Source organism: Brasilonema sennae CENA114, from assembly GCF_006968745.1.
GTDB classification, from domain to species: domain Bacteria; phylum Cyanobacteriota; class Cyanobacteriia; order Cyanobacteriales; family Nostocaceae; genus Brasilonema; species Brasilonema sennae.
Map to the genome: position 1 here is coordinate 412,454 of NZ_CP030118.1, position 24,481 is coordinate 436,934.

At 45.1% G+C, this 24,481-nt stretch carries 21 protein-coding genes and 4 pseudogenes; 17 read left to right on the plus strand and 8 right to left on the minus strand.

The genetic code is table 11. The features are described 5' to 3' along the window. Nucleotides 1-303 precede the first annotated feature (303 nt). Together DP114_RS01680 and DP114_RS01685 are read right to left on the minus strand one after the other, a co-directional pair. Entirely contained in the window at nt 304-1,644 is a 1,341-nt protein-coding gene (locus DP114_RS01680; protein ID WP_246163027.1) for an Nramp family divalent metal transporter, read from the minus strand. 154 nt (nt 1,645-1,798) lie between these two features. Continuing rightward, entirely contained in the window at nt 1,799-2,485 is a 687-nt protein-coding gene (locus DP114_RS01685) for a YoaK family protein (RefSeq protein ID WP_169265860.1), read from the minus strand. 467 nt (nt 2,486-2,952) lie between these two features. On the opposite strand from DP114_RS01685, the gene DP114_RS01690 reads away from it, so the two are divergent. Further along, nucleotides 2,953-3,099, plus strand: a complete 147-nt coding sequence (locus DP114_RS01690) for a hypothetical protein (protein WP_171975284.1) — start codon at nt 2,953-2,955, stop codon at nt 3,097-3,099. A gap of 256 nt (nt 3,100-3,355) precedes the next feature. Here DP114_RS01690 and DP114_RS01695 read toward each other — a convergent pair whose 3' ends face one another. The 3 genes from DP114_RS01695 to DP114_RS35935 form a co-directional block, all read right to left on the minus strand. Beyond that, the gene (locus tag DP114_RS01695; protein ID WP_169265858.1) at nt 3,356-3,922 is read right to left on the minus strand and encodes a cupin domain-containing protein; all 567 of its coding nucleotides are present in this window, start codon (nt 3,920-3,922) and stop codon (nt 3,356-3,358) included. 146 nt (nt 3,923-4,068) lie between these two features. Further along, nucleotides 4,069-4,449 (minus strand): hypothetical protein, encoded by a 381-nt coding sequence (locus DP114_RS01700; RefSeq protein ID WP_171975285.1) that lies wholly within the window; start codon nt 4,447-4,449, stop codon nt 4,069-4,071. Between the two features lie 24 nt (nt 4,450-4,473). Continuing rightward, nucleotides 4,474-4,635: a DUF1634 domain-containing protein gene (locus DP114_RS35935; protein ID WP_305764691.1), complete on the minus strand. Its 162-nt coding sequence runs from the start codon at nt 4,633-4,635 to the stop codon at nt 4,474-4,476. A gap of 256 nt (nt 4,636-4,891) precedes the next feature. On the opposite strand from DP114_RS35935, the pseudogene DP114_RS36185 reads away from it, so the two are divergent. Next, nucleotides 4,892-5,087, plus strand: a pseudogene (locus tag DP114_RS36185) (serine/threonine-protein kinase PknK); the annotation flags it as partial. 163 nt (nt 5,088-5,250) lie between these two features. Here the strand turns inward: DP114_RS36185 and DP114_RS01715 are convergent. Next, nucleotides 5,251-6,432 (minus strand): RNA-guided endonuclease InsQ/TnpB family protein, encoded by a 1,182-nt coding sequence (locus DP114_RS01715; RefSeq protein WP_169264272.1) that lies wholly within the window; start codon nt 6,430-6,432, stop codon nt 5,251-5,253. Between the two features lie 59 nt (nt 6,433-6,491). On the opposite strand from DP114_RS01715, the gene DP114_RS01720 reads away from it, so the two are divergent. From DP114_RS01720 to DP114_RS01735, 5 genes are all read left to right on the plus strand, one after another. Beyond that, a complete protein-coding gene (locus DP114_RS01720) occupies nt 6,492-6,653 on the plus strand; it encodes a CopG family transcriptional regulator (RefSeq protein WP_169264271.1) in 162 nt (53 codons plus the stop codon). Nucleotides 6,654-6,787: 134 nt separating this feature from the next. Further along, the gene (locus DP114_RS36535) at nt 6,788-6,904 is read left to right on the plus strand and encodes an ATP-binding protein (protein WP_465251438.1); all 117 of its coding nucleotides are present in this window, start codon (nt 6,788-6,790) and stop codon (nt 6,902-6,904) included. Nucleotides 6,905-6,924: 20 nt separating this feature from the next. Then, on the plus strand, nt 6,925-7,554 hold the full coding sequence (locus DP114_RS01725) for a response regulator (protein ID WP_169264295.1): 630 nt from the start codon (nt 6,925-6,927) through the stop codon (nt 7,552-7,554). 195 nt (nt 7,555-7,749) lie between these two features. After that, entirely contained in the window at nt 7,750-8,379 is a 630-nt protein-coding gene (locus DP114_RS01730; protein WP_169264270.1) for a response regulator, read from the plus strand. Nucleotides 8,380-8,555: 176 nt separating this feature from the next. After that, entirely contained in the window at nt 8,556-11,990 is a 3,435-nt protein-coding gene (locus DP114_RS01735) for a two-partner secretion domain-containing protein (protein WP_171975287.1), read from the plus strand. Nucleotides 11,991-12,189: 199 nt separating this feature from the next. Here the strand turns inward: DP114_RS01735 and DP114_RS01740 are convergent, their stop codons facing one another. Next, on the minus strand, nt 12,190-12,594 hold the full coding sequence (locus tag DP114_RS01740; RefSeq protein ID WP_169264268.1) for a CVNH domain-containing protein: 405 nt from the start codon (nt 12,592-12,594) through the stop codon (nt 12,190-12,192). A 797-nt stretch (nt 12,595-13,391) separates the two neighbouring features. On the opposite strand from DP114_RS01740, the pseudogene DP114_RS36190 reads away from it, so the two are divergent. The 8 genes and pseudogenes from DP114_RS36190 to DP114_RS36545 all read left to right on the plus strand — a co-directional run. Then, nucleotides 13,392-13,511 (plus strand): annotated as a pseudogene (locus DP114_RS36190) (zinc ribbon domain-containing protein); the annotation flags it as partial. A 46-nt stretch (nt 13,512-13,557) separates the two neighbouring features. Beyond that, on the plus strand, nt 13,558-13,950 hold the full coding sequence (locus DP114_RS01750; protein WP_172195142.1) for a hypothetical protein: 393 nt from the start codon (nt 13,558-13,560) through the stop codon (nt 13,948-13,950). Between the two features lie 569 nt (nt 13,951-14,519). Then, complete coding sequence (locus DP114_RS01755; RefSeq protein ID WP_172195144.1) at nt 14,520-14,930, plus strand: hypothetical protein; 411 nt, start codon at nt 14,520-14,522, stop codon at nt 14,928-14,930. Between the two features lie 291 nt (nt 14,931-15,221). Beyond that, nucleotides 15,222-17,570: a hypothetical protein gene (locus tag DP114_RS01760; protein ID WP_172195146.1), complete on the plus strand. Its 2,349-nt coding sequence runs from the start codon at nt 15,222-15,224 to the stop codon at nt 17,568-17,570. Nucleotides 17,571-17,584: 14 nt separating this feature from the next. Further along, nucleotides 17,585-18,814: a hypothetical protein gene (locus DP114_RS01765; RefSeq protein WP_216669960.1), complete on the plus strand. Its 1,230-nt coding sequence runs from the start codon at nt 17,585-17,587 to the stop codon at nt 18,812-18,814. 136 nt (nt 18,815-18,950) lie between these two features. Then, nucleotides 18,951-19,103, plus strand: coding sequence for a hypothetical protein (locus DP114_RS01770; RefSeq protein WP_169269043.1), 153 nt, complete (start codon nt 18,951-18,953; stop codon nt 19,101-19,103). After that, a pseudogene (locus DP114_RS36540) lies at nt 19,082-19,307 on the plus strand (IS982 family transposase); the annotation flags it as partial. The gene DP114_RS01770 and the pseudogene DP114_RS36540, both read left to right, overlap by 22 nt. Before the next feature lie 110 nt (nt 19,308-19,417). Further along, a pseudogene (locus DP114_RS36545) lies at nt 19,418-19,682 on the plus strand (IS982 family transposase); the annotation flags it as partial. Between the two features lie 534 nt (nt 19,683-20,216). Here the strand turns inward: DP114_RS36545 and DP114_RS35650 are convergent. Next, the gene (locus DP114_RS35650) at nt 20,217-20,339 is read right to left on the minus strand and encodes a hypothetical protein (protein ID WP_256379327.1); all 123 of its coding nucleotides are present in this window, start codon (nt 20,337-20,339) and stop codon (nt 20,217-20,219) included. A gap of 493 nt (nt 20,340-20,832) precedes the next feature. Here DP114_RS35650 and DP114_RS01780 point away from each other — a divergent pair, with 493 nt between their 5' ends. Both DP114_RS01780 and DP114_RS01785 read left to right on the plus strand, forming a co-directional pair. After that, the gene (locus tag DP114_RS01780) at nt 20,833-23,628 is read left to right on the plus strand and encodes a CHAT domain-containing protein (protein WP_216669961.1); all 2,796 of its coding nucleotides are present in this window, start codon (nt 20,833-20,835) and stop codon (nt 23,626-23,628) included. 8 nt (nt 23,629-23,636) lie between these two features. After that, on the plus strand, nt 23,637-24,464 hold the full coding sequence (locus DP114_RS01785) for a DUF928 domain-containing protein (RefSeq protein ID WP_171975291.1): 828 nt from the start codon (nt 23,637-23,639) through the stop codon (nt 24,462-24,464). Nucleotides 24,465-24,481 lie beyond the last annotated feature (17 nt).

The following is a 24,481-nucleotide window of genomic DNA, read 5'->3' on the forward strand; positions in this document are numbered from 1 at the left end:
TTCCTCTTGATTTGTGAGTGTTAGAATATTGCTCTCCCTGTAGTTTGGCGTTAAAGCGGTCGCTTCTATTTCGATAAATTAAGCTTAAGAGCGATTTTTGCGTAAGTCCTACCTTACCCCTCTTCTGTCACTTACATGAGTGAGCTACTAGTAAATAAGTTAAATCATCCAGAAGCATAACAGGGTTTAAATTTGTTCATTGCACTAATTAATTGATTGAATCCCAGCAATAACAGCGCTGCCGCGACTTGGCTCCCCGCCATCTCTGGTTCTGCTGTAGTCACCACTCCTTATAAACTGCAATTAGAGCCTGATCCAGTCCATCCCAACTTGAATCAGTAACCAACTATTAAGTCCAACCAGTAAGACGGCAACTGCCCACGCCATGATTTTGAGCCATCGAGGATTGACAAACTCACCCATCAAGCGGCGATCGCTCGTAAATATCACTAACGGAATCACGGCAAATGGAAGCTGTAAACTCAAGATGACTTGGCTGAATACTAATAAGTTACTTGTGCTGTGCTCTCCGAACATCGCGACCGCAATCAAGGCAGGAATAACTGCAATCAGTCGAGTGGCTAAGCGACGCAACCACGCGGGTAACTTTATCCGCAAAAAACCTTCCATCACAATCTGCCCTGCCAAGGTTGCAGTCAGCGTCGAACTTTGCCCAGAAGCTAGGAGCGCAACTCCAAAAATTGCACTTGCACCGCTCACACCCAGCAATGGAGAGAGCAACTGATAAGCATCTTGAATTTCTGCAACGCCTTGATTTCCAGAAAAATGAAAGGTTGCAGCAGCGACAATGAGAATCGCTGAATTAATCAACAGTGCAAACGATAATGCAACTGTAGAATCAATTGTACCGAACTTGATTGCTTCGCGTCGTTTGTTAGTGGTCGGTTGCCAGTTTCGAGTTTGCACGATCGAGGAGTGCAAATATAAGTTATGCGGCATGACCGTTGCCCCTAGAATCCCGATCGCCAGGTAAAGCATCTCAGGATTGTGCACAATTTCCGAGTTAGGGAGATAGCCCTGCAAAACGCTGCCAATTGCTGGGCGAGAAAATAAAAGTTCTGTAGCGAAACAAACTCCAATGGTTGCCACAAGTACGATGACGAGTGCCTCAGTATAGCGAAAGCCCTTACTTTGCAAAAAGATTAACCCCAGCACATCCAAAGTGGTGATCCAAACTCCTGCCATGAGCGGCAAGCCAAATAAGAGTTGGAGGGCGATCGCACTGCCGAGTAGTTCTGCCAGATCACAGGCTGCGATCGCTATTTCGCACAGAATCCACAAGATAAAACTCACGCTTGGAGAAAAGTAATCTCGACACGCTTGCGCGAGATCTTTTCCCGTTGCGACTCCCAGTCGTACACAGAGCGATTGCAGCAGAATTGCCATCAAGTTCGAGAGCAAGATTACGCTTAACAAGGTATAGCCAAATTTCGAGCCGCCTGCAATGTCAGTTGCCCAATTGCCAGGGTCCATATATCCGACCGAAACTAGGTAGCCCGGTCCCGCAAAGGCAAACATTTTGCGCCAAAAGCTTTGAACATTCGGAATCGAGATACTACGATGAACTTCAGACAAACTCGGTACAGAATGGGGCATAGATTCGGCTTTACGTTGAAGTAACATAAGCTAACGACCTTTTTATTTCTTTCCATCATGGATATGAGGTTTGTGAGCCTCTCATTTGATTGCCGCAATCAACTTAAATTCAGAGCCACGACCAGATTTTTGTCCATCACAAGCAACAAAGTAGAAAATTAGAAACCTCGTATCGCTTTTACTACGCTAAAGTCGTCGAGCGGCGAAAATCCAGAATCAGTAAGACTAGCAGCATGATGAGCGGTGGAAGTAAGGTGACTCCAATTTTGAGCGCGATCCAACTGCTAACGGTCGCTCCAGCTATAAAGCTGAGCCATAGGCTGATGAATAAGCTGATATGCTTCCTTGCTTGGGGTTCTGAACGGTCTAGCCAAGCTGCTAAGTGAGAACCTAAAGCAGCAAGCATCCCAGTGATATAGGTCAAACCCACGCTATCTTGACCAATGTGACGAACAATTGCATTTTGGAGACCCATCGCAAAGACGCTAGTCAGCGTGAGAATCAGCCATGAGTCTCCGCGTGGGTGAGAGATCGGCATGACACTGTTGCTGATCACCGCAAATGTCGTTAGTAACGCCACCTGAAGCAGTAACACAAGTCGTAAACCATGACGACGATGCATTATCCGGGAACCAACGCCCACGCCCAAAACAAACACAATGACGGGCAACACCGCCTTAGCGAATACCTCGCTTTGACCCCGACCTAAATGCAGACCAGCCGTTGTGGAATTCCCACTCATGAAGGAGACAAAAACGCCTGACAGGGTGATGTATCCCACGACATCAACATAACCCGCGATAAAGATCAAAGCCATTGCCAGACGACGCTGTGATAAGAGTAGAACTGAACTGGAGTGATTGATCATAACAACAGTGACTATTTTCGGACATCATCAAATGCCGATTACCGAGCAAAGCTCGGAGGGGGTAGGGTGTAGGGAAAGATGAATCTTGTATTCCTACCCCATAGCCCAATACAGTTCAGTTAAGGATAATAGTAGGTTGGGTTTCGCTCCGCTTTACCCAACCTACTAATTTTAAGGTTTTTGGCTCTAACTGAACCGTATTGCCCCATAGCCTTAAGAGCATTAGGGTTTAAAGCCCTACCGTTTTAGGACGCTTTTGATTGGGCGAGATCCCAAACCCCGTCCAATCGTTCTTCTCCACACCCCACACCCCGTTCATATCCACACCTTCACAAGTTAGTGCGATAAGCCGGAGGCTTGACGCTACGCGTATCGCTATTGCTCGTCCGATTCCGCGAGCGGCACCCGTAACAATCGCGACCTTACCCAGTAGTGATCGTCGGCTGCTTATGATGCGACCTGCTCTAATGACGGCACGACCGCGCGCTTTTGAGCACAGATGGCATCGACCAAAGCACGATCATGAGATGCGCGGTAACAAGTTCGTGTGGCGTGAGTTCCAGCCATTGCGTCAGCGAAACATCGTTGAAGCGATCGCTCGCGAAAATATCTAGAAACCAGCATGGTTGTTGTTCCGGTGTGTTCAACATAATGCGCCATTGACATCGGCACATAGCCAACATCACCCGCTTGGAAGTCGAACGTCCGTGAGGTACTTTCAAAAGCGAATATGGTCATTCGTGCCTCACTTTTAAGATAGTATTGCCACTCATCATCCTGGTAGATTTCGGGTTATTAGCTTATCAGTGGTGATTCGAGTGGCTCCAGAGCGCGTGGAGGTTATCATACCTGTGCGCCCTACCAATCGCATTAAGCAGGGGATGACCGCTTCTTGACAATCGTCACAGGCTTCTCAATCTTGGGTAGGTTGCTGAAGACATCAGCAGAAACACCAAATACCGCAGCCATGACATCGTTTGGTATCACGCTTAGTGAATTGACAATACCAAGGTCGTTGCGTGGCTCTGGCACACTACTGTTAAACACAATCATGACAATGAGTTCTTCGTCATCGCTGGCATTTTCAAAGTAGTGAAAAAAGCCTTGAGGAGCGAACACGACATCACCCTGACCGGCTTCGAAGGTGTAATGTTCCTGTTGAAGACCTTGCATCGCCCACTTAGCCTTCCCAGATACGACGTAGTTAAACTCCCACGCGCTCGGATGCCAATGGGGCTCTCGAACGCCACCAGGCTCAAGGTGGAAGAAATAGGTAGCACCTTTTTGACCCGCCAGAGCCGGCCAGTTGTCTTCGTTTCCACCCCGTAAGTTTCCTCCGTCAAATGTGGTTGGCGTTAAAGCTGCAAGGTGAAAGAGGTAAGGGCAAGAGGGATCAACACCATTCACAACTTTGGAATTTGTATTTGCAATTGTCATGTCTACATCTCCTTAATAGGTATAACGTTATTGAAAAAAGCACGACCCCTTTCAGATTTACCAGCTATCGGCATTCTGTCTGTCACAAAAGACCAAAACAGAGTATTAAATTGCAACCTAAACGGAAACTAACAAATCAATAGGTTTCATCCCTCTTGCCCACAAGCTTGACTTAGGAGCGACCGCCCGTTCTTGAACACCTCTAAGGTTCCCTGCTGTCGGTGATCTCCCCGCCCGCCAAGAACTTGGTACACATAGTTGTCATTTTTAAACTTATACACCTCAGCGGCTCCTGTATTCTCCCTGGTTCCATTGCCCAACCTTAAATTTCCTAGAGGCCCTGTAGCGCGGTAAAGCAGCTCACCCGAAGCATATCGTCTCCAAACATTTACAGTGTAATCACTTTGGCACTTCAGACTGAGCAATAAGCTCGCAGTCGAGTCAGCCGAGGCAGGTAAAGGGAGATGAGCTAAAACACAAGTTGTCAAACCCAACAGTACTGTAGATTGTTTCGATAGTAGTTTCATTGTCTCCTCCCGTTTTGAAACTTCTCAAATTACCTTGTCGTCAGAAGACCGTGAACAAGAATCAACAGCACAATCAACGTAACGTTGATCGCGTTGTTGCCAAAATGCAAACACTGAAAACGCAACTCGTGCAACTGGAGTCAGAATCAATAGCAAAATGCCGAGTTGGATGATACCTCGCCCCACAGTGCCAATGGCACTAAGAAAAGCCGAAACACTTGTGGTTTAATCAGTTTGCAATAGCTTACGTAATTCATGCCAGAGCTTTGTCATCAAATGTTCGCTTCGTTCGTTGCAATAGCGGTATTGCATAGCTTCAATATATGCAATTAGCTTTGACTTGTCGTCCACTGAGAGTTGAAACTTTTATATGATAGAAAGATTGATTAACCAGCCCACCTAAAATAGGAGATTGACTCGAACTTAAGTTGGAATTCAGACTCAAACTAAAGCAATGAACCGTTTGCTCGATTACCGCACCGGTGACGTTCTACGAACTGCTCACTGGACAGTTGCCGTTTCCCACAACCGACATCCTAGAGTTCGTCCATTGTCATATTGCCAAATCACCTATTCGTCCGCATGAGGCGAATGCAACGATTCCCAAACTCGTTTCAGACATTGTTCTGAAACTAATAGATTTCTTTTTTTTGATGCGACTTGAGTTGGTGTATGAAAATGGACAGTGCATCTTGCGTGTTAAGGACGATGGACAAGGCTTTGAAATCGGTAACCTGCTCTATAAAACTTATACAACGTTGAACATTGATGTTTACTTCTCGCTTCAACCAAGGTAGTCGGCTACTTCTTGTCTACGAGCGTCACTTCCGGCTGAGCCAGCCGTACAAAGTCCGATGGTGCGTTCAACAAATTATAAGCTGCGTTCAAATCCCTATCCATCGTTATCGTGTGAGCTAAGCACGACTTATTCTGGCACTGGTACACTCGGTCAGAAAGTTTCAAGCTATCATGCTTGTTCCTACAGATCGAACACAATTTTGATGATGGATACCACCGGTCAACGACCTCTACCTTGGTTCCGAAGAATTCAGACTTGTAGACTAATTGACGACGGAATTCGTAGAATCCTAAATCAGAGATTGCTGCTGATAACTTTCTATTAGCCAGCATCCCTGAAACGTTTAGGTCTTCTATCCGAATTCGGTAAAATCTACGGCTTATATCTGTTGTCGTCTTATGCAGAAAGTCTTTACGCTGGTTGGCGATTTGGGCGTGCTTTGTGGCGATAGAGTCATAAAACTTCTTTGCTCTATTCGACTGTTTTATACCTTGGCGACGATTGCCAGATTGCTTATTTCGGTTTCGCCACTGTGCCTTAGCTAGCTTGGTTTTCGCTTGTTTGTAAGGTTTGGGGGCTTCAATCTGAGAGCCATCACTGAGAGTGCAAAAACATTTCACGCCTAAGTCGATTCCCACCAACTCTTCCGGGTGATGCGTTGGTGGTATTCTATCAGCGTCTATTGCAAAAGAAACGTACCATTTATTAGCTTGGCGGCTAATGGTAAAAGTCTGTGTACAGTACGAGCAGGCGAGATCCTCTTTGAGTCGAAAAGTTCCTAGAGTCGGAATTTTTATTTTCTTCCCAGGCGAGATCAATACTTTGCCGTTGCCGTCGTAAACACTAAACGAATCCCCGTCATTCTTTGACTTAAAAACAGGCTTACCAGACAGTCCTTTAGACCATCTTTGATATGCCTGTCCTAAATCCATAAAAGCTCGTTGATAAACTTTGGATGACAACTTATTCATCCATTGATTCTCAACCTGCTTTTTGGTGTAGCCAGTGAATACTTTCTTGATTTCATTTATCTGTTTAGCAATACTTACTTTTACCCCAGCAGAGTACAGACTTTGGGTCAATGCCAAGCCGTAGTTATAAACAAAACGTGCATAACCAGAATGCTTACGCATCAAAGTTCGCTCTTTGTTATTTAGTTTTAGCTCTACTTTGATGGCGTACATTACAAGTTGTGTTTTTTTATTTTACACTCTTAGTGTACGGACATTTGTACGGTATGTCAATGGCTAAACAAACGGAAAGACTGGAGATTCGAGTTACGGTGGACGAGTTAGAAACATTAGACGCATATTGCCAGTTAGTTGATTTGAATAAAAGTGATGTGTTGCGAGAGTATATTCAATCCTTGAAGAAAAAGATTAAAAAGATGAACAGCAAAGTCTAGTTATGTTCAGCTTTTTATAGCGATTGAATGATTAGGACGTGTCTCCCTAATAGACATCTCCAGAAATTAATTCTGCGTTGTCGGAAAGCCTTGGTAGGGGCGAACGGCCGTTCGCCCTTACGTCATTGTCGGAGATGTCTAATGACGGATTTGGATTGCTAGGAATGAGCGAACGGGCAGAACGCATTGGAGCGCTAATGATTCACAGCCAACCTGAACACGGAACAGAAATTGTCGTCATTATTATATAGTATATTGAGAGAGCACAATGATAAGCCTTGCCACTACGATTCGTATTCTGATTGTTGATGACCATTCCATTGTCAGACAAGGATTGGCAATCATCATCAACCGCGATCCAGAAATGACGGTGATTGCTCAAGCAGAAGATGGACAACAGGGGGTCAATCTGTTTCGGGAATACCAACCAGATATCACGCTGATGGATTTGCGAATGCCGCAGATGGCTGGGGTTGAAGCGATTACTGCTATTTGTGCTGAATTTAAATCTGCCCGAATTATTGTACTAACGACCTACGATAGTGATGAAGATATCTATCGCGGGTTGCAGGCAGGCGCTAAAGGATATTTACTCAAGGATGCTAAATCCAACGAGCTTTTTAATGCGATTCGCACAGTTTATCGTGGTCAGCAGTATATTCCGCCATCCGTGGGGGCAAAACTAGTACAGCGGATGAGTAATCCAGAACTGAGTGAGCGAGAGTTAGAGGTACTTCGTTTGATGGCGCAGGGGATGAGTAATCTAGACATTAGCACCATTTTGAGTATCGGTGAAAGCACTGTCAAATCTCATGTTAATCGAATTTTAAGTAAATTGGGAGTTAACGATCGCACTCAAGCGGTAATTATTGCTGTTAAACGCGGGATTGTCAGTTTGTAAGCAATTCGTAGAATAGACCCGCCCGAAAAATGAACTAGGTACAAAAAAGTAGTAAGCTGTTACGCCTATAAGTTGCACAATAGAGAGTAAAGCGCAGCGTTAACGCACAGTGCTCCTTTTAGGGACTAGTGGACGCCCAGTTAAAGTTCAAAAAATGGATTTTATAAACGCAACAGCGTAAGAAGAGTAGGCAATATGAGTCAGTCAACAGTCATTCGCATTCTTATTGTTGATGATTATTTAATTGTGCGGCAAGGGTTAGCAGCAATCATTGAGCAAGAGGGGGATATGAGTGTGATTGGTCAGGCGGAGGATGGAGTTGAGGCAATTAAGCTGTTTCGGCAAGAGCAACCCGACGTAACCTTGATGGACTTGCGGATGCCTCAAATGGGAGGAGTCGAAGCTATTACTACCATTTGCGCTGAATTTGCCAAGGCGAAAATTATCGTACTAACAACGTATGATGGGGATGAGGATATCTATCAAGGGTTACGGGCAGGCGCAAAGGGTTATCTGCTCAAAGACTTGAAACCAAACGAACTGCGAACAGCTATTCGCGGTGTTTACAACGGGCAACAATACATTCCACCGAATGTCGGTGCTAAACTAGTTCAGCGAATGACCAACCCGGAATTGAGCGATCGCGAGTTAGAGGTGCTTCGTTTAATTGCACAGGGCATGAGCAATCTGGAAATTAGCGCAGCCCTATGTATTAGCGAGAGTACTGTTAAGACCCATATCAATCGAATTTTAAGCAAGTTAAATGTCAAAGACCGGACACAGGCAGCTATTGTTGCCCTGAAACGAGGAATTGTCAACCTTTGACGCTCCCACGGCTATGAAAACTTGGATAATTTATTTGTTGGAAATGTTAACGGAACACTCAAACTGCTGTTCATAAAGTTGAAGCGTTTGTAACAAACGCTCAGAAGAGCTATTATTGAAGCATTTGTAGCTAGTGCCTGAGTTGTCGTTAGGGATGCAGGGAGCGAAACGGCGCAATGAACGTATGGGATCTGAAATCATGGTTCTTAATTGGCAGTGCTTTGAGTGTGCTTCACTGTGCCCAACCCATCGCCGCTCAAGTCGTTCCCGATAACACATTGCCTGCGGCAGAGCAAACACAAGTCACAGGCAACCCCAATTTCCAAATTGACGGAGGAGCAAGGCGGGGTGGCAATCTATTCCACAGTTTCCAATCGTTTTCGATCCCGACAGGCGGTTCTGCTTTCTTCAACAATGCCCTTGATGTGCAGAACATCCTGACACGAGTCACAGGTGGATCAATCTCTAATATTGACGGCTTAATTCGAGCCAACGGGGCTGCCAATCTGTTTATGCTCAATCCCAATGGCATTGTGTTTGGTCCAAATGCCTCACTCAATATTGGTGGTTCTTTTGTAGGGACAACTGCCAATGCCATCAGGTTTCCCAATGGCGAATTTTTCAGCAGCGATGCGACTCAACCATTACCGAGTCAGTTGCTCACCATCAATCCCAATGCCTTGTTTTTCAATCAACTAGCAGCACAAGCGATCATCAACCGCTCAACTGCAAACAACCAAACCGGGCTGCAGGTGCCAGCGGGACAAAGCCTGTTGCTAGTCGGTGGCGATGTCCGGTTAGAAGGCGGGCAAATCATCAGTCCGGGTAGCCGAGTGGAGTTGGGTGGCCTGGCGGGACAGGGGATCGTGGGACTGAGTGGAACGGCGCTTGATTGGCGCTTGAGTTTTCCCGATGCTGTAGCGCGTTCAGATGTTTCCCTCAGCAACAGATCTCTTGTAGACGTGCGTGGTGAGGATGGCGGGAGCATTGCCATCACGCCTCGGAACTTAAGCTTGAGCCAAGGAAGTCTAATTTGGGTAGGAATCAAAGACGGGTTGGGCAACGCTAGAGCGCAAGCGGGAGATATGCAGCTTGATACCACAGGAGCAATCAGCATAGCTGATGATAGCTTCATCGCCAGCCAAGTGGGTCCTGGAAGTACGGGTAATGCAGGTAACATCAACATCACGACTGGGTCGCTTTTTGTTACAGAAAATGCTCAAATAGGTTCCAACACACAGGGGCAGGGGAATGCAGGCAGTATAAATATCAATGCCCGCGATACGGTTTCTTGGGATGGCAATGGTGTCATAGGCGGCACTGCAGTATACCCAACGGGTGTCGGTAACGCTGGCGATTTCAACATCACTACAGGGTCACTTTTTGTCAGAAACGATGCTCGACTGGGTTCGGTCACCAGAGGACAGGGAAATACAGGCAGTATAAATATTAATGCCCGTGATACAGTTTCTATGGATGGTGGCAGTTTTATAGGTAGTGGTGTAGACCCAACTGGTGTTGGTAACAGTGGTGGTATCAACATCACTACGGGGTCGCTGTCTCTCACCAATAACGCTCAAGTGGCATCTTACACGCAAGGACAGGGAAACACAGGTAGAGTGAATATTAATGCCCGCGATCGCGTCTTCTTGGATGGTACTATAATTAACGACTGTGAGTGCGGGAGTGCTATATTCAGTCAGGTGCAGCCAGGTGGTGTCGGTAACAGTGGTGGTATCAACATCACTACCGAGTCGCTATCTCTCACCAATGGCGCTGTGCTGGTGTCCGACACAGCTGGACGGGGAGATGCAGGCAGCGTAATTATCAATGCCCGCGATCGCGTCTCCATTGATGGTGCTGCGTATGGAGGCGGCAAAAGCGGTATTTCAACGCAAGTGAATTCAGGAGCTGTCGGTCAAGGAGGAAATGTTACGATCACAACGGGTTCCTTGTCTTTGACCAACGGGGGTTACATAAGCAGCGGCAATTTTGGTGGAATAGGCAATGCTGGTCGCGTTACCATTAATGCTCGTGACTCCGTACAAATTAGTGGCACAGCCCTTGTCCCTATAATGGATGACAACAACCAGAGCAGGGTGGTTAGCTTGGTGAGTCCAGGAACTGTGGGAAGTGGAGGAGACGTGAGCATCACGACAGATTCTCTATCTGTTTCCAACCAAGGGAGAATCATCACAAATACTCAGGGGCAAGGCAATGCCGGAAATATTCAGATTCAAGCCAGCGGTAGTGTCGCCTTTAATGGGGGAGATGCCATCAGCACGCTTGAGCCAAGTGGAACGGGCAGAGGAGGCAATATTGATATCACCGCGCTTACGCTCTCAGTTTTGAATAACGCTCAACTCTCTGCTGCCACCGCTGGCGACGGAGGTGCTGGCAATATTACAGTCAGTGCTGATACAGTGGGTTTGAGCGGTGGCGGGCGACTGCTGACGACGACTTCTAGTCGCGCTCATGCTGGCGACATCACAGTTAATACTCCTTCTTTGCAACTGGCTGGGGCAACTAGTGGTCTGTTTGCCGGAACCACCAGTGCTGGGGATGCCGGTAACTTGACGATTCAGCCACGCTTAAACGGGCAAAGTGTGCGGGTGAATCTTCAAGACGGGGCGCAAATCTCTGCCTCTACTTCTAGCAATGGTAATGGGGGACGGCTGACGATTACTGCCCCAGAGTCGATTACTCTGACTGGCAATGGTTCGATTATTGCTGCCGGAACGGGTAGCAGCGGTAATGGCGGCAACTTAAATCTCCAAACCGGTACCCTTGGCATTCAAAACCAAGCACAAGTAACAGTCAGCAGTTCGGGCACAGGCAGTGCAGGCAATTTGTTTGTGGATGCGAATCGCATCTATCTCAACAATTCTGGCAGCATCCGGGCAGATACGACTGGAGGTGGAGGTAATATCAATTTGGGTTCGCGCCTGATTGTGTTACGCAATGGCAGTAACATCACGACGAACGCCACAGGCAGCAACATTCCTGGTGGCAACATCGCGATTGATACGCGGTTTATAGTTGCTGTCCCTAAAGAAGATAGTAATATCAGCGCCAATTCTCAAGATTTTCGCGGCGGCAATGTCAGGATCAATGCATTTTCTCTGTTCGGCATTCAACCGCGTCCTCAACTCACGCCCAGTAGCGACATCACCGCCACTGGAGCAACCGACGCCTTAAGTGGCACAATTGATATCACCAGAGCAGAAATTGACCCGACTTCTGGTTTAGTTGAATTACCGATTAACTTGGTAGATTTATCCCGCCTGATTGCCCAAGGTTGTCCGGCAAACCAAGGCAATTCTTTCGTGATCACCGGGCGGGGTGGTTTACCTCCGACTGTGGAACAACAATTAGACGATGACGCCGAGTGGCAAGACCGACGCCTGTTAACAGTTGCTGAGCAAAATCCAAACTCCACACGCGACAGCCGAACGACTCACACCCCAAACCCCAAATCCTACACCCCAATCATTGAAGCAACCGGATGGCAGAGAACTTCTAGTGGAGAAATCTTTCTGGTTGCGACCACACCTGAACCTACGGTGCAACATTCGTTGAAGCAGCCTGTTAACTGCATTGGCAAGCATTGACATCCTGCCGCCGCTGATTCAGAGTACCGGGCGTTGCTGAATTAGGGTATTAATTGTCATTCTGTTAGCTTCTTCGCCGTAAGCCCCTCGCTATAAAGGAAGTTCTGGCAGTGTTGAAAAACGCGCCAGAAGCCCACACCTTATCTGTACTCAGATAGGTGTGGGTAGTTCACCGCAGCGGACAGTAGTTTTTTTCTCCTCATTCCTTATTAACTAAAACTCCATTATTGTTGCCAATGTCATTCAGTATAAGTGAAGTATTTCTTTCGGCTCCATTTCCTGCTCGACAAGTAGCTGATAATGTATCGTTTTTAATCTGAATATCTCTGCAAGTACTGAAATAATTAGATTTCTTTCCTCGTTGAAATACTAAGGTTCCATTAACATTATTAATTCCTTCTAATATCAGACTTGTAGCGCTCTCAGAACCATCCTGTCTGCGACAAATTGCTTGGAGTAAATCATTACGAACACTAATTTGTCTACAGCTTGAGAAAAAAGTTGATGGTTTAGCTGATGCACTCGAAATATGTAGTACAATTCCAGTAATAGAAGTTAGAGTCAAAAGTCCTACTGAAGACAGTTTTTTGTTGAACTTAAACATATTTTCTCCTTAGAATTTTGGCTTGTTTGTTTAGCTTATACTTACTAACAAGTACAGTGAGGAAAAGGCGATTTGCTTGCTATATATGAAGCATGAGCAATTAGGTAAATTCAAGAGATCGCTAAGAATGAGTGAGAATCTCCAAAAAAGTCACAAAAAAACACCAAGACTAAAAATATCTCAAAAAAATCTTTCTTCTCCTTATCAGTTGAGGCTGTAGGTGGCGTTGCAACTGCTCTTACCAGAATCTGAGTTGGAACAAAGCTCCAGCACCCACAATCTTCTTCAGGTCACAGTCCATCGGTGAGATATTAAGATAATCTTACTTTTGTCAATTAGAAATTATGCTGAACATTTGGAGAAGTAAAAAGTATCAAGTTAAACTTTGTACTTAACATATGGGTCAAAAATGAATGATGCGTATTAAGATTACGCCATAGGCGTAGCCTCAAGCCTCCGGCTTATCGCCTGCTCAAAAATTATGTTGACAACCCCGACTTTTTGCTATTTTTTAAGCATTATTGCTTATTGACAAATTGTATCCGACATTAAAATCTCACCAATGTCAGAGGATGAATACCGCTGACGTCTAAAAACCTTAACTCAGATATTGCATCTACATTGTTATCAATGTTTGCATGAATTCAATATAGCCAATTGGCTCCAAGAAATCGTCCACTCAAAGTTGAAACTTTTTACAATAGAATGATTGATAAATCAGTCCATCTCAAGATGGAAGATTGGCTTCAACTCAAGGATATAATACAATGTAGTTTGTATATCAGTATGCAGTCCCTTGTCATTCATGTGGTTTTGAAATTGACCGCGATTTGAACGCGGCAAGAAATATATCAACATACGCGGCAAGTTCTGTCGTGTCCATCTGTGGACGAGGTGCTGCTGACAGTCTCGGTTGAACAGGAAGTTTTTGCTCTTCAAATGTTAATAAAAAAGGAACGGCACTTGAACAGGCGAATTCATCAGGGAAAGTCCGTATTGCACAGCCTCTTGTTAAAAAGGGGATGGCTAACATTTGTTCGAGTCGCTTTGGTGGGACTCGTCATCACTATCAGCCTCGATGCCTCAATTGCTGTTGCAGTAGATAGGACTAGCAACTGGATGAGGGGCGAGAATAAAAGGCAGCAGGTAGAAGTTACCTCAAATTCCTTTGAGCCCTCTGGGACTTCTGCTTCACCTGCTCAACTCGTGCAACAAGCAGAAGACCGTTATCAAGCAGGACAATATTCAGAGGCGATCGCTCTTTGGCAACAAGCAGCGACAATTTATGACAGCAAAGGCGATCTGCGCTCCGCGCCGCTGAAATGCTTATCCAATATACATTTTGGCAGTTTGTGACCTCTCTTTTTTAAGAATTTGTGATAAATCCGGGTTAAACGCGGGATTGCCAGTTTGTAGGCTGTGCTTCAGTTTGAATTGGGATTCCAACTTTAGTTGCAGCAAACCTTCTATTCTGAGATGGACTCATTTATCAATCTCTGTATTGTGAAAAAGTTTCAACTCAAAGTGGACGACAAGTTAGAGTTAATTGCATATATTGAATTTATGCAAACACTGATAGTAACAGGGCGAGCGCACCTTAATCTGACACATAAGCTATTGACAAAAACTGAATTTCTGCATGTACCTAAGAATAAGGTTTTTAGGCACTTACCAGTAATAAAATGTCCCGCCTTATTACAACGAATAACCTACTGCGCTCGCACTTGGGACCTTGGAATTGAGTTAAGCCTTATTAGAACGAGTACCCTACTACGCGCCCCTGATCAACAAACCGGCATGCTTGACTCTTTTCCCAGTCGGAACCCCGTAACGACAGATCAACCACAAAGGCGGGACATTTTATTTTTTGGATCTCCCTTAAAGGTTATGTGTCAAAAATGTTTCAAGAATCTAACAGGATTCCTATGCCAGACAAACAAGTTAACACTTTTTCAAGGATAAAAGCAATGTTAAACCTCAACAAACAACTAACCGCTTTAGCACTTTTAACACTCTCTTCTGTTGCTGGTACTATGCTGACTATTTCAAATGCATCCGCTGGACCAAAGCAACCAGATACTGTAAAAGATGTAACTTTAAAAGATCAAAGCGGACGCGAATTTTCAAGTAATGATGGCGTTGCAGACCTCAGTAAGGTTGGGTTTGACAATAAAGCTGTTTTTGCTGCTGTCAACAACGGTCAGGCGTGGAGGTTCTACGATGGCAAAAACTTCAAAGGTGAGTTTATTCAGATTGGACCTGACCAAGCTCAAGGTCTTGGCAAATTCTCTAATAAAGTATCCTCCTTCTGTTCAGTCGGAAAGTGTCCTAAGTAGGAGTGAAATTAACTCAGCTACCATTTGCCGCCATGTCAATTATGTAAAGTTTGATGTAGCTTTTTGATCAAAATCATTTTCTGTGTTTTGGAGATAAAATCACGCAATTCATGTATTGCGTGATTTTCTGTTGAATTTTTCAACACGTCAATTAAATTGACATAAGAGGTAGATTTCATAGTAAGATTACCTTGAAAATTTGAACAACAATTTATCAAAGTTTTGTACTGGGTAGTCTTATAGCTTGTAGAGACATACCCAAGTAGTTGCTGTCAATATGTAAAATTTTATATGAAATGTATTCAAACAATTTGTCAGAGTTTTATACTAAGTAGTCTATTACTTTTCTATGCCCACACAGCTGCTGCTGTCACTATTGAGCAGACAAATTTTAGTGATAAAGAGACTATTCAACCAACGAGTGAGATTAAGCTAAAACTAGATCGTCTGCCAAGTCAGAAAGAGGGAAGATTAGCTATCTTTATTGGTCAGACTGATGTCACTTCGCAGTTTCGCATCGTTGGCAACGAGTTAATTTACCAGTCAAAGGATTTTCCCCTTCCGAGTGGCGAAACTAAACTTATTGTTTATCTAGTAAAAGAAAATAATCAGTGGCAAGAAATTGCCCAACTACCGCTAAAAGTATCAACTCAGCCAGAGGCTGAACAGCCGACGGATTCAAAAGTTACATCTGCTCCAACTCAATCACCTTCAACAACCCAAGAACAAACTCAACCTGGGCAACCACAACCAACGCAAACACCTTCAACAACCCAAGAACAAACTCAACCTGGGCAAACACAACCAACTCAACCACCTTCAACAACCCAAGAACAAACTCAACCTGGACAACCACAACCAACTGAACAACCCACGCCAGGATCAGCTTCCACAGAAAGTGCGCCATTGAAGCTCGAATTCGAGATCAAATCCCAGCTTCTGGAAGAGCGCAATGGAAATAAACCAAACTCCCAGCGTCCCACCTTTGCCGACTTAACCTTTAAGGCAGACATAAATACGGGGCAGCAAAGGTTTGGTGACTTGGGTATTGAGAGTAAATTCCAATTTTTTGGAAGTACATTTGATAAGGATCCAATACTACCGACGACTCAGTTAAATAAGAATCCGCAGAACATAGACCTAACTGAGTACAATGTTAATGTCACTTTTGGTCCGGCTGCGTTGTCTTTGGGACAAGGCAACTCTTACGGTAATCATCCGTTTTTGCTTGACCAAATTACCAATCGCGGATTAATACTAAGCTCGAAACTAGGCGATCGCTTTGACATTTCCTTCAGCAGCCTCAGTGCAACCAACATCATCGGCATAGACAATTTCTTGGGCTTTACCGAATACGACAACAACATCACTGCTGCGACTCTAGGCTTTCAGATAGTCAAGAATAGCTCGCAGGAGGGACCTCGCGGAGTTCGTTTAGAAGGAACTTGGATGACTGGTTCCCGCAAGCCCATTAGTAACGTTGACCAGGGGGAAGTGGTTGATGCTGAGGAAAGTGACGGATTTGGGTTGAGACTGCTTGCCAACGACAATTCTAATAGATTGCGGATAGATGGCGGTTTTGCCCGCAGCACCTTTAGCGACCCCTCTCAAAGAAAAGATCCTCAACTGACTGAAGGGGTAAATGTAGTACCAGTAGAGCCAGCCACTAAAAATGCCTACTACATGCAAGCAGACTACGACCTACTAAGGGGAGTGAAACTTGGCAATGATCGTACACTGAAACTAACGTTGACTGCCCGCCACGAACGCATAGACCCCCAATACAACACTATTGGAGCTAGCAGCTTCACGGTTGATCAGTTGGCAAACACACTATCGCTAAATGGAGAAATTGCTGGGGCGACTGTGACACTAGGGCAAATTTGGTCAGAAAATAACCTAGCAGATATTGCCAACATCGCGAAAAACAAGAATCGCAACACAGCCTTTAATCTCAACGTACCACTCCAAACTCTACTGGCGCTGAAAAACACCCTGCTCCCCACGTTGAAGTATTCCTTTTTACGAAACCACCAATTTACGGTAAACAACCCCATCCCCGCCGAAAGGTTGGAAGTTGATCAACTCGACACCACTCACACATTTGGGATCGAGTGGAATATCCCAAACTCCGGTATCATGTTGAGCTATAACTTCAGTAGTACCTTTAAGGACAACCGCAAGCCCAGTGAAGCCCTTGAGGGCGATGACCCGTCCAATCAGCAACCAGACTCTCAAGAATTCACCAACATGATCATGTTTGATTGGCAAATATCCCCTCGTTTCGGATTTAATTTGGGATATATGTGGACGAGCAGCAGAAGTTTGCAAACTGGTCTGACTAATTTTACTGGCAATCCAACCTTGGGGTTACGTTGGCAAATGGATCCCAGTATGATGTTGATGGTAAATCTCAGCCGTAACGAAAACACCGACTCCTTGAATCAAGGATTTAACCGAGATGACGACTTCAACGTAACGTTGACCCGAATGTTCACAATTGACGGACCAGCAGGGCTGAAATTGCCTGGAACAGTATTTTTGCGATATGGAATGCTATCTAACATCAATCGCCTGTTTGAGGATTCTACAGATGGCACAATTCATACTGTCAATGGTGGTATCAGCATTAGTTTTTAACTTAAGATAAAAGTATGCGATTCCGTATTCTGCCGATTCTGTTTTCTTTACCACTCGCTCTTTTACCGACAACCAGAGCCACAGCAATCACAGTCAGTCCCTTGGGAGTCAGTGTCAATACTTTTGGACCCACAAGCGTATACCTGACATTTAGGGGGCTGAACAATCAGCGTGTCGTAGAAGGAATCTGGTGCGGTGAAATCAATGCCAATAACTCTTGTGTGCCAGGGACTATTTATGGTCGCCTACCAAGGCGGAATGATCTGGGAACTTCTAGCGGCCCCAATAACTATACCGACATTATGACAATTCCTGCTTCGGTGTCTCGTCGCGCTTACCAGGATGCGACGCGAGGCAATGACCCGACATTTTTCTACGTGCGACGCTTTGCCAGCACAACGGGAGGACCTGACGAGTACGTAGCAGTGACTTGTCGTCTGGCAAGTGGTGCAAGGGTACCGCTGTCACTGACTAACGTGCGTTTAACTTTCAAAAATGAAGATCCGTTCATAGCAGACGTCACACAGGGTCAAACTCCCCCACCATTTAATGCAGAAATTACTTACAACGGCAGCGGAAGGCTCAGAGGACGTTGGGAAGTCGTGCTACCAGGGGATGCACTACCCACCACAAGAGACTTAGTGCCAGAGGCTTCGCTACCCATCGATCAACGTGCCTTACAACGTCGCTACACTGAAATACAGCCTTTTGACATATATTTACCACCTACAGGGCGCGTGGTTTTACCAGGTCCAGATCCCGCTAGGCTACCTAAAGCCTCAGGCGGATTGCACTTGGTCTTGCTCAGAGTTGAGGCAACAAATGATGAAGATGCAGGTAACTCGCAGACTGGTCGTGGTACTGTATTTACTGGTGGAGTGGCTGGCTTTCCTCTGCCTGTGTTGCGTTACTATGTTAGCAGTGGAAATTCTCCACTCTTAAGAGCAACAACTAGCATCCAGTTACTTTTGCCAAACCAAGGTGCTCTCTTAGCAACCAGCCAGCCTATAAGCTTTAAGTGGCAGGAGTCTCAGGGGGCAAGTGCATACAAGCTAGAGGTTGAAAGCAATAAAACACCAATACTAAGAGCAGTGCTGGATGCAAAGACGACCAGCTATACAGCTCCTCCTTGGCTTCAGGAAAAAACTGGACAGACTTTGCGCTGGCGAGTGCAGGCGATCGCTCCTGGTGGTCAAACTGTCGCTGAATCACAATGGAGCGAGTTCCAGTTTCAAAAGCCTTAACAACCTGAGTTGAAAATAGGGAATAGGAAATAGGGAACAGGTTAAAAGGTCTTTTGATAAGTAGAACGAGGTGAAAAAACCAAACTGTGTAAAGATAAGTAAATACGTACAATGTGTCTATCAAGGTAACATTGAATTGGAATGGCAACACCTGAAAAAAGATGAACTAGCTTCTAAAAGTTTTGACGACGAGTTAGACCTTGCCTATGCCGTCATTGATGGAGTTCAAACAAGAGGAGAAAAAGGAAATTACAGTACACACCGTGTCGGATTTTTAACGTTAGATTAATCCGCTCGGAACAATTTAGAGGTTATATTGCTTCTAAAAAACGCTATTTTTATGGTGGAGTCAAAGTACAGTTGCTAACTACGAAAACTGGTATTCCGGTAGAGTTTGTATTTTTACCTGGTAGCGCAAGCGATGTGCGTGCATTAAATGCATTACCACGCTCATTTACCACCTGAGAGCGAAGTATACACTGACTCTCCTTACGACGCATCGTCCCCTAAAAATTTGGGCAGCCTTATTACAACGAGTACGCGTCTTGCCCCACAGATCAACAGACAAAGGCTGCCCAAATTTTTTACGTGTAAGACCCCCGTACTGATTACACGGCAGAGGATGATTTGAAGCACTCAAGTCAAATCAACCTACAAGTCATGCTAAAAAAAAATTCCAAGCGTCAAGACCAGCCGTGGAATCAATACATTAAACAATGTACGCGACAAAACAAAAGAAACTGTATTTAGTCAGATTGTCTGTGTTTTTCCAAAGTCAATTCATGGGGTGACGTATGAAGGGTTTTTACTTAAACTTGAAGCATTTATTTTGGCTTTCACTCTTCAAAAAGCGTTTTTGTCATCATAAAGTTTTTATACTTTCAATCAATTCAGTAGTTCTAGTTTTGATTAAGTCGAAGTTGGGGTAGCGCGACGCGCTACCCCAACTTCAGAGTGGGCGATTGCCTACGGCAGAGCTACGCTTAACGCCTGAATCGATGATGAAGATACACCTGGAATTTGATAACTCGCAACTTGGGTTATTAGCGTTCGCGCAGCGTGCGCCTTCGCGCACTCGCCTGTTGAATTGCCGTTGCTGGAATCACCGTCTCGATTGCTTTAAGCAGGTCACTACTTTGTATATCAGGAGACAGCAACGAGAAATCCTTGAGATGCACCACACTCAATTTCCATGCTTGGGAACAATGCTTAATTTACACAATTTTCAGCCTTAACTGAACCGTATTGGGGCATACGTAACGTACACGTCGCTTGCACCAAGAAAAATTGATGTGTTTTTTCAACCCAGTACTAAACCTGAAGTCTTAGTTTTATCGAGAAAAGCCAAGAAAAGTGATGTAACTTTATTGCGTTGCTATTGACTAAAGCCAGGTTTATACGGTTAGATGCATTTAAAGCAACCATAGGTCTGAGTGGTTTTTTGAATAATACTTTTGGCATTATCACTAACACCAGCATCATTAGTTTGAGATTGTTCAGCAAAAGCTGTAGTTGGGGCAATCATTTAACCAGCCGCTAACAGACTAAAGGTAAAAGACTTGTTCAACATTTTTCTGAACCTCTTTCTAAGTTGTCTTTTTTTACAGTTTTGTGTTGTTTGTCAGAGGATGAATACCGCTGACGTCTAAAAACCTTAACTTAGATATTGCATCTACATTGTTATCAATGTTTGCATGAATTCATATAGCCAATTGGCTCCAAGAAATCGCCCACTCAAAGTTGAAACTTTTTACAATAGAATGATTGATAAATCAGTCCATCTTAAGATGGAAGATTGGCTCCAACTCAAGGATATAATACAATGTAGTTTGTATATCAGTATGCAGTCCCTTGTCATTCATGTGGTTTTGAGATTGACCGCGATTTGAACGCGGTAATAAATATATCAAAATACGCGGCAAGTTCTGTCGTGTCCGTCTGTGGACAAGGTGCTGCTGACAGTCTCGGTTGAACAGGAAGTTTTTGCTCTTCAAATGTTAATAAAAAAGGAACAGCACTTGAACAGGCGAATTCATCAGGGAAAGTCCGTATTGCACAGCCTTTTGTTAAAAAGGGGATGGCTGACATTTGTTCGAGTCGCTTTGGTGGGACTGATCATCACTATCAGCCTCCATGCCTCAATTGCTGTTGCAGTAGATAGGACTAGCAACTGGATGAAGGGCGAGAATAAAAGGCAGCAGGTAGAAATTACCTCAAATTCCTTTGAGCCCTCTGGGACTTCTGCTTCACCTGCTCAACTCGTGCAACAAGCAGAAGACCGTTATCAAGCAGGACAATATACAGAGGCGATCGCTCTTTGGCAACAAGCAGCGACAATTTATGACAGCAAAGGCGATCGCCTCAATCAAGCAGTCGTTCTCAGCTTCCTTGCCACAGCCTTTGAAGACCTGGGACAGTGGACTCAAGCAAATGAAGCGAGCAACAAGGCAATTTCGCTGGTAAACGCTCAAAATACACCCCACAATCTGGATACTTCACACGTTCTCGCCCAAGTCCTCACCGTTCAAGGAAAATTACAACTGGCTCAAGGCAAAGCCTCAGAAGCATTGCAAACTTGGCAAAATGCTGAAGCGGCTTACCGGAAAGCGAATGATAAAAGCGGTATACTCGGTAGCCAAATTAACCAAGCGAGAGCCTTACAGACACAGGGACTTTACAGACGGGCCACTACTCTTTTGAGTCAAGTGGAAGAGTCGCTTAAAAACGAGCCCGATTCGCGTCTCAAGGTGACGGGTTTGCGAAACCTTGGCAAGGTTTTGAGATTAGTTGGTAATCTTGCTAAATCTCGGACTGTCTTGCAGCAAAGCTTGGCGATTGCCGAGAAACTCCGAGACAAAACGCAAGTTCCCTCAAATCAATTTGGCTCAGATATAACTGGCATTTTGCTGAATTTGGGAAACACTGCTCGTGCCCAAGGACAGATAGATAGTGCTTTGACATATTACCACAAAGCAGTAACCACTGCTCCCTCGCTCACGGCAAAAACTCAAATTCAGCTTGTGCAGTTAAGCTTGCTGGTTGAAGCAAGTCGATGGGCGGAAGCTCAAAACTTGTTGCCTCAAATTCAATCTCAGCTTGCCGAGTTACCACCAAGTCGCCTGAGCGCTTATGCTCGAATTAATTTGGCTCAAAGCTTAGTGAAGATGAGGAGCAAGGCAGGGGAAGTAGGAGAGGCAGTGCGGGATTGTCCCAAGTCGAGTAACTGCCGTGGAGTTGGGGAACCTTTATCCTCTCATCTTCTCAGTACCTCAGCTCAGGAACTAGCCACAGCTGTCCAGCAAGTTCGCACCCTTGGCGATCGCCGTGCCGAATCCTATGCCCTTGGTACTTTAGGAAACCTGTATGAAAGTACTCACCAATGGATTAGCGCTAAAAACCTTACAAAACAAGCCCTCAGCTTGGCTCAGTCAATTAATGCAGATGACATTGCTTACCAGTGGTATTGGCAGTTAGGACGGATTTTTTGTCAAGGCACACAGCCGTGTACCTCCACGGGAAATCTGCAAAATGCAACCTCTGCGTATGCAGAAGCAGTCAAAACGCTGCAATCTCTCCGTAGTGATCTCGTCGCCATCAATCAAGATGTACAGTTTTCGTTTCGGGAAAACGTAGAACCTGTTTATCGACAGTTTGTTGAGCTTTTGCTTACCCCATCTCCCCAAAGTTCGGGAGGTGAACCTAGCCAAAAAAACCTGAAACAAGCTCGCGAGGTCATCGAAGCGTTGCAGTTAGCAGAACTCGACAACTTCTTCCGAGAAGCATGTGTCAATGCTCGTCCTGTACAAATTGACCAGATTGATCGACAAGCTGCTGTCATTTATCCGATCATTCTGCCCAATAAGTTCGCTGTTATCTTGTCCTTGCCTAACCAACCTTTGCGTTATCACCAGATACCTTTGGCTCAAACAAAAGTCGAGCAAATTTTAAACCAAATGCGCCAATCTTTGAGACCCACAGCTTTTGTAGAAGATTGGTTGCCTGTTGCCCAAGAAGTTTATAATCTGGTGCTGCGTCCTCAAAAGTCTCAGTTAGAAGCAAGTGGCGTAAAAACGCTTGTGTTTATCCCAGATGGCTTACTTCGCAATCTGCCTATGGCAACGCTCCACGATGGTCAGCAGTATCTCATTGAGAAGTATAGCATTGTGCTAACCCCCGGTTTACAACTGCTTGAACCCCAATCTCTAGAAAGCCAACGGCTCAAAGGACTATTGGCAGGGATAAGTCAAGCTCGTCAGAGTTTTCCAGCTTTACCGAATGTTGCGGTTGAAATTAACCAAATTGAAGCAAAAATTCCCGCTCAGGTGCTTCTCGATCAATCATTTACCAATCGGATCTTCCAAAATCGGGTTAATTCGACTCCTGTGTCAATCGTTCACCTGGCAACGCATGGTCAGTTTAGTTCTAATGCTGACGATACGTTTATCTTGACCTGGGATGGACGTATTAACGTTAAACAATTGGATCAACTGCTGCGTTCTAGAGAGGGAAAACTCAGCCCAATCGAATTGCTAGTACTCAGCGCCTGTCAAACGGCAGCTGGTGATCAGCGGGCTGGATTAGGAATGGCTGGTTTTGCTGTACAATCAGGAGCACGAAGTACTATCGCCTCCTTGTGGTCGGTAAGCGATGGCTCCACAGCATCGCTGATGATTTCATTCTATCGAGAGTTAAGTAAGCCTGGTGTTACAAAAGCCGAAGCTCTGCGTCGTGCTCAAGTTGCTTTGTTGCACCAAGATAATTACAATTCTCCTTATTATTGGGCACCGTTTGTTCTCCTAGGAAATTGGCTGTAATAAACGCTATGTATCGCATAAAACCCTTATTGTGTGCCGCTTCCCTTGGAGTTGCTCTGGCTGTAGAATTGGCAATCGCTCCCTCGTCGGCAATGCCTATCGCACCCAATGTTCTGGCAGCAGAACTGGATGCACATGAACAGCCGCAAATATCAAAGGTCAAGAATGCAAAGCCCAAGCCAAGCAATCCTCCTCCACCTCCTCCACCGAAGAATCCTGATAGTTCAGCACCAGGAGGACGGCGTGACCGAACTACTTGTCCTCAGGATACTGAAGCGGTAACAACAGGTTCATCGCTGACTGCTCTGGGCCCAACAACCAAACCAGGCTTAACTCTAGCAGAGCGTCCAATATTTCTCGTATACGTACCAAAAACCAGCGCTAAAACAGCAGAATTCAGTTTACGTAATCAAAATGGTAGCGGTGTATATCGGACAACGGTTGCCTTGACTAAGACTCCTGACATTGTCACCATCAGCTTACCATCTAACGCACCACCTCTAGAGATTAAGAAGCGATACACGTGGTCATTTGCAGTCATTTGCAACCCGAGCGATCGCATTAAAGATCAATTTGTCACAGGCACCGTTCAACGAACCGAACTCGAGCCAACTCGCTTGCGCCAAATTGAGCAAGCACCTCTCAAACAACGCTTTTTATTATACCAGAAAGATGACATTTGGTACGACGCTCTCCCCATCCTATTGGAGCTACGGCGCAGCCAACCCAATGACTCAAGTATCAGCGCAGCCTGGCGCGAATTTCTGCAATCTGGTGGAGTCGATGTCATGATTGATGACAAGTTAAAAGACAATAAATTAAAAGATAATAAGTAAAACAAGGATAATTAACT

What these genes read in the sequence shown, in the direction of transcription:
- DP114_RS01735 (WP_171975287.1), top strand. Translation starts at nt 8,556, where the DNA reads ATGAACGTATGGGATCTGAAATCATGGTTCTTAATTGGCAGTGCTTTG.
- DP114_RS01685 (WP_169265860.1), bottom strand. Translation starts at nt 2,485, where the DNA reads ATGATCAATCACTCCAGTTCAGTTCTACTCTTATCACAGCGTCGTCTG.
- DP114_RS01730 (WP_169264270.1), top strand. Translation starts at nt 7,750, where the DNA reads ATGAGTCAGTCAACAGTCATTCGCATTCTTATTGTTGATGATTATTTA.
- DP114_RS36535 (WP_465251438.1), top strand. Translation starts at nt 6,788, where the DNA reads ATGTCTAATGACGGATTTGGATTGCTAGGAATGAGCGAACGGGCAGAA.
- DP114_RS35650 (WP_256379327.1), bottom strand. Translation starts at nt 20,339, where the DNA reads ATGATTGCCCCAACTACAGCTTTTGCTGAACAATCTCAAACTAATGAT.
- DP114_RS01765 (WP_216669960.1), top strand. Translation starts at nt 17,585, where the DNA reads ATGCGATTCCGTATTCTGCCGATTCTGTTTTCTTTACCACTCGCTCTT.
- DP114_RS01700 (WP_171975285.1), bottom strand. Translation starts at nt 4,449, where the DNA reads ATGAAACTACTATCGAAACAATCTACAGTACTGTTGGGTTTGACAACT.
- DP114_RS01690 (WP_171975284.1), top strand. Translation starts at nt 2,953, where the DNA reads ATGACGGCACGACCGCGCGCTTTTGAGCACAGATGGCATCGACCAAAG.
- DP114_RS01720 (WP_169264271.1), top strand. Translation starts at nt 6,492, where the DNA reads ATGGCTAAACAAACGGAAAGACTGGAGATTCGAGTTACGGTGGACGAG.
- DP114_RS01695 (WP_169265858.1), bottom strand. Translation starts at nt 3,922, where the DNA reads ATGACAATTGCAAATACAAATTCCAAAGTTGTGAATGGTGTTGATCCC.
- DP114_RS01785 (WP_171975291.1), top strand. Translation starts at nt 23,637, where the DNA reads ATGTATCGCATAAAACCCTTATTGTGTGCCGCTTCCCTTGGAGTTGCT.
- DP114_RS01760 (WP_172195146.1), top strand. Translation starts at nt 15,222, where the DNA reads ATGAAATGTATTCAAACAATTTGTCAGAGTTTTATACTAAGTAGTCTA.
- DP114_RS01680 (WP_246163027.1), bottom strand. Translation starts at nt 1,644, where the DNA reads ATGTTACTTCAACGTAAAGCCGAATCTATGCCCCATTCTGTACCGAGT.
- DP114_RS01755 (WP_172195144.1), top strand. Translation starts at nt 14,520, where the DNA reads ATGCCAGACAAACAAGTTAACACTTTTTCAAGGATAAAAGCAATGTTA.
- DP114_RS01715 (WP_169264272.1), bottom strand. Translation starts at nt 6,432, where the DNA reads ATGTACGCCATCAAAGTAGAGCTAAAACTAAATAACAAAGAGCGAACT.
- DP114_RS01740 (WP_169264268.1), bottom strand. Translation starts at nt 12,594, where the DNA reads ATGTTTAAGTTCAACAAAAAACTGTCTTCAGTAGGACTTTTGACTCTA.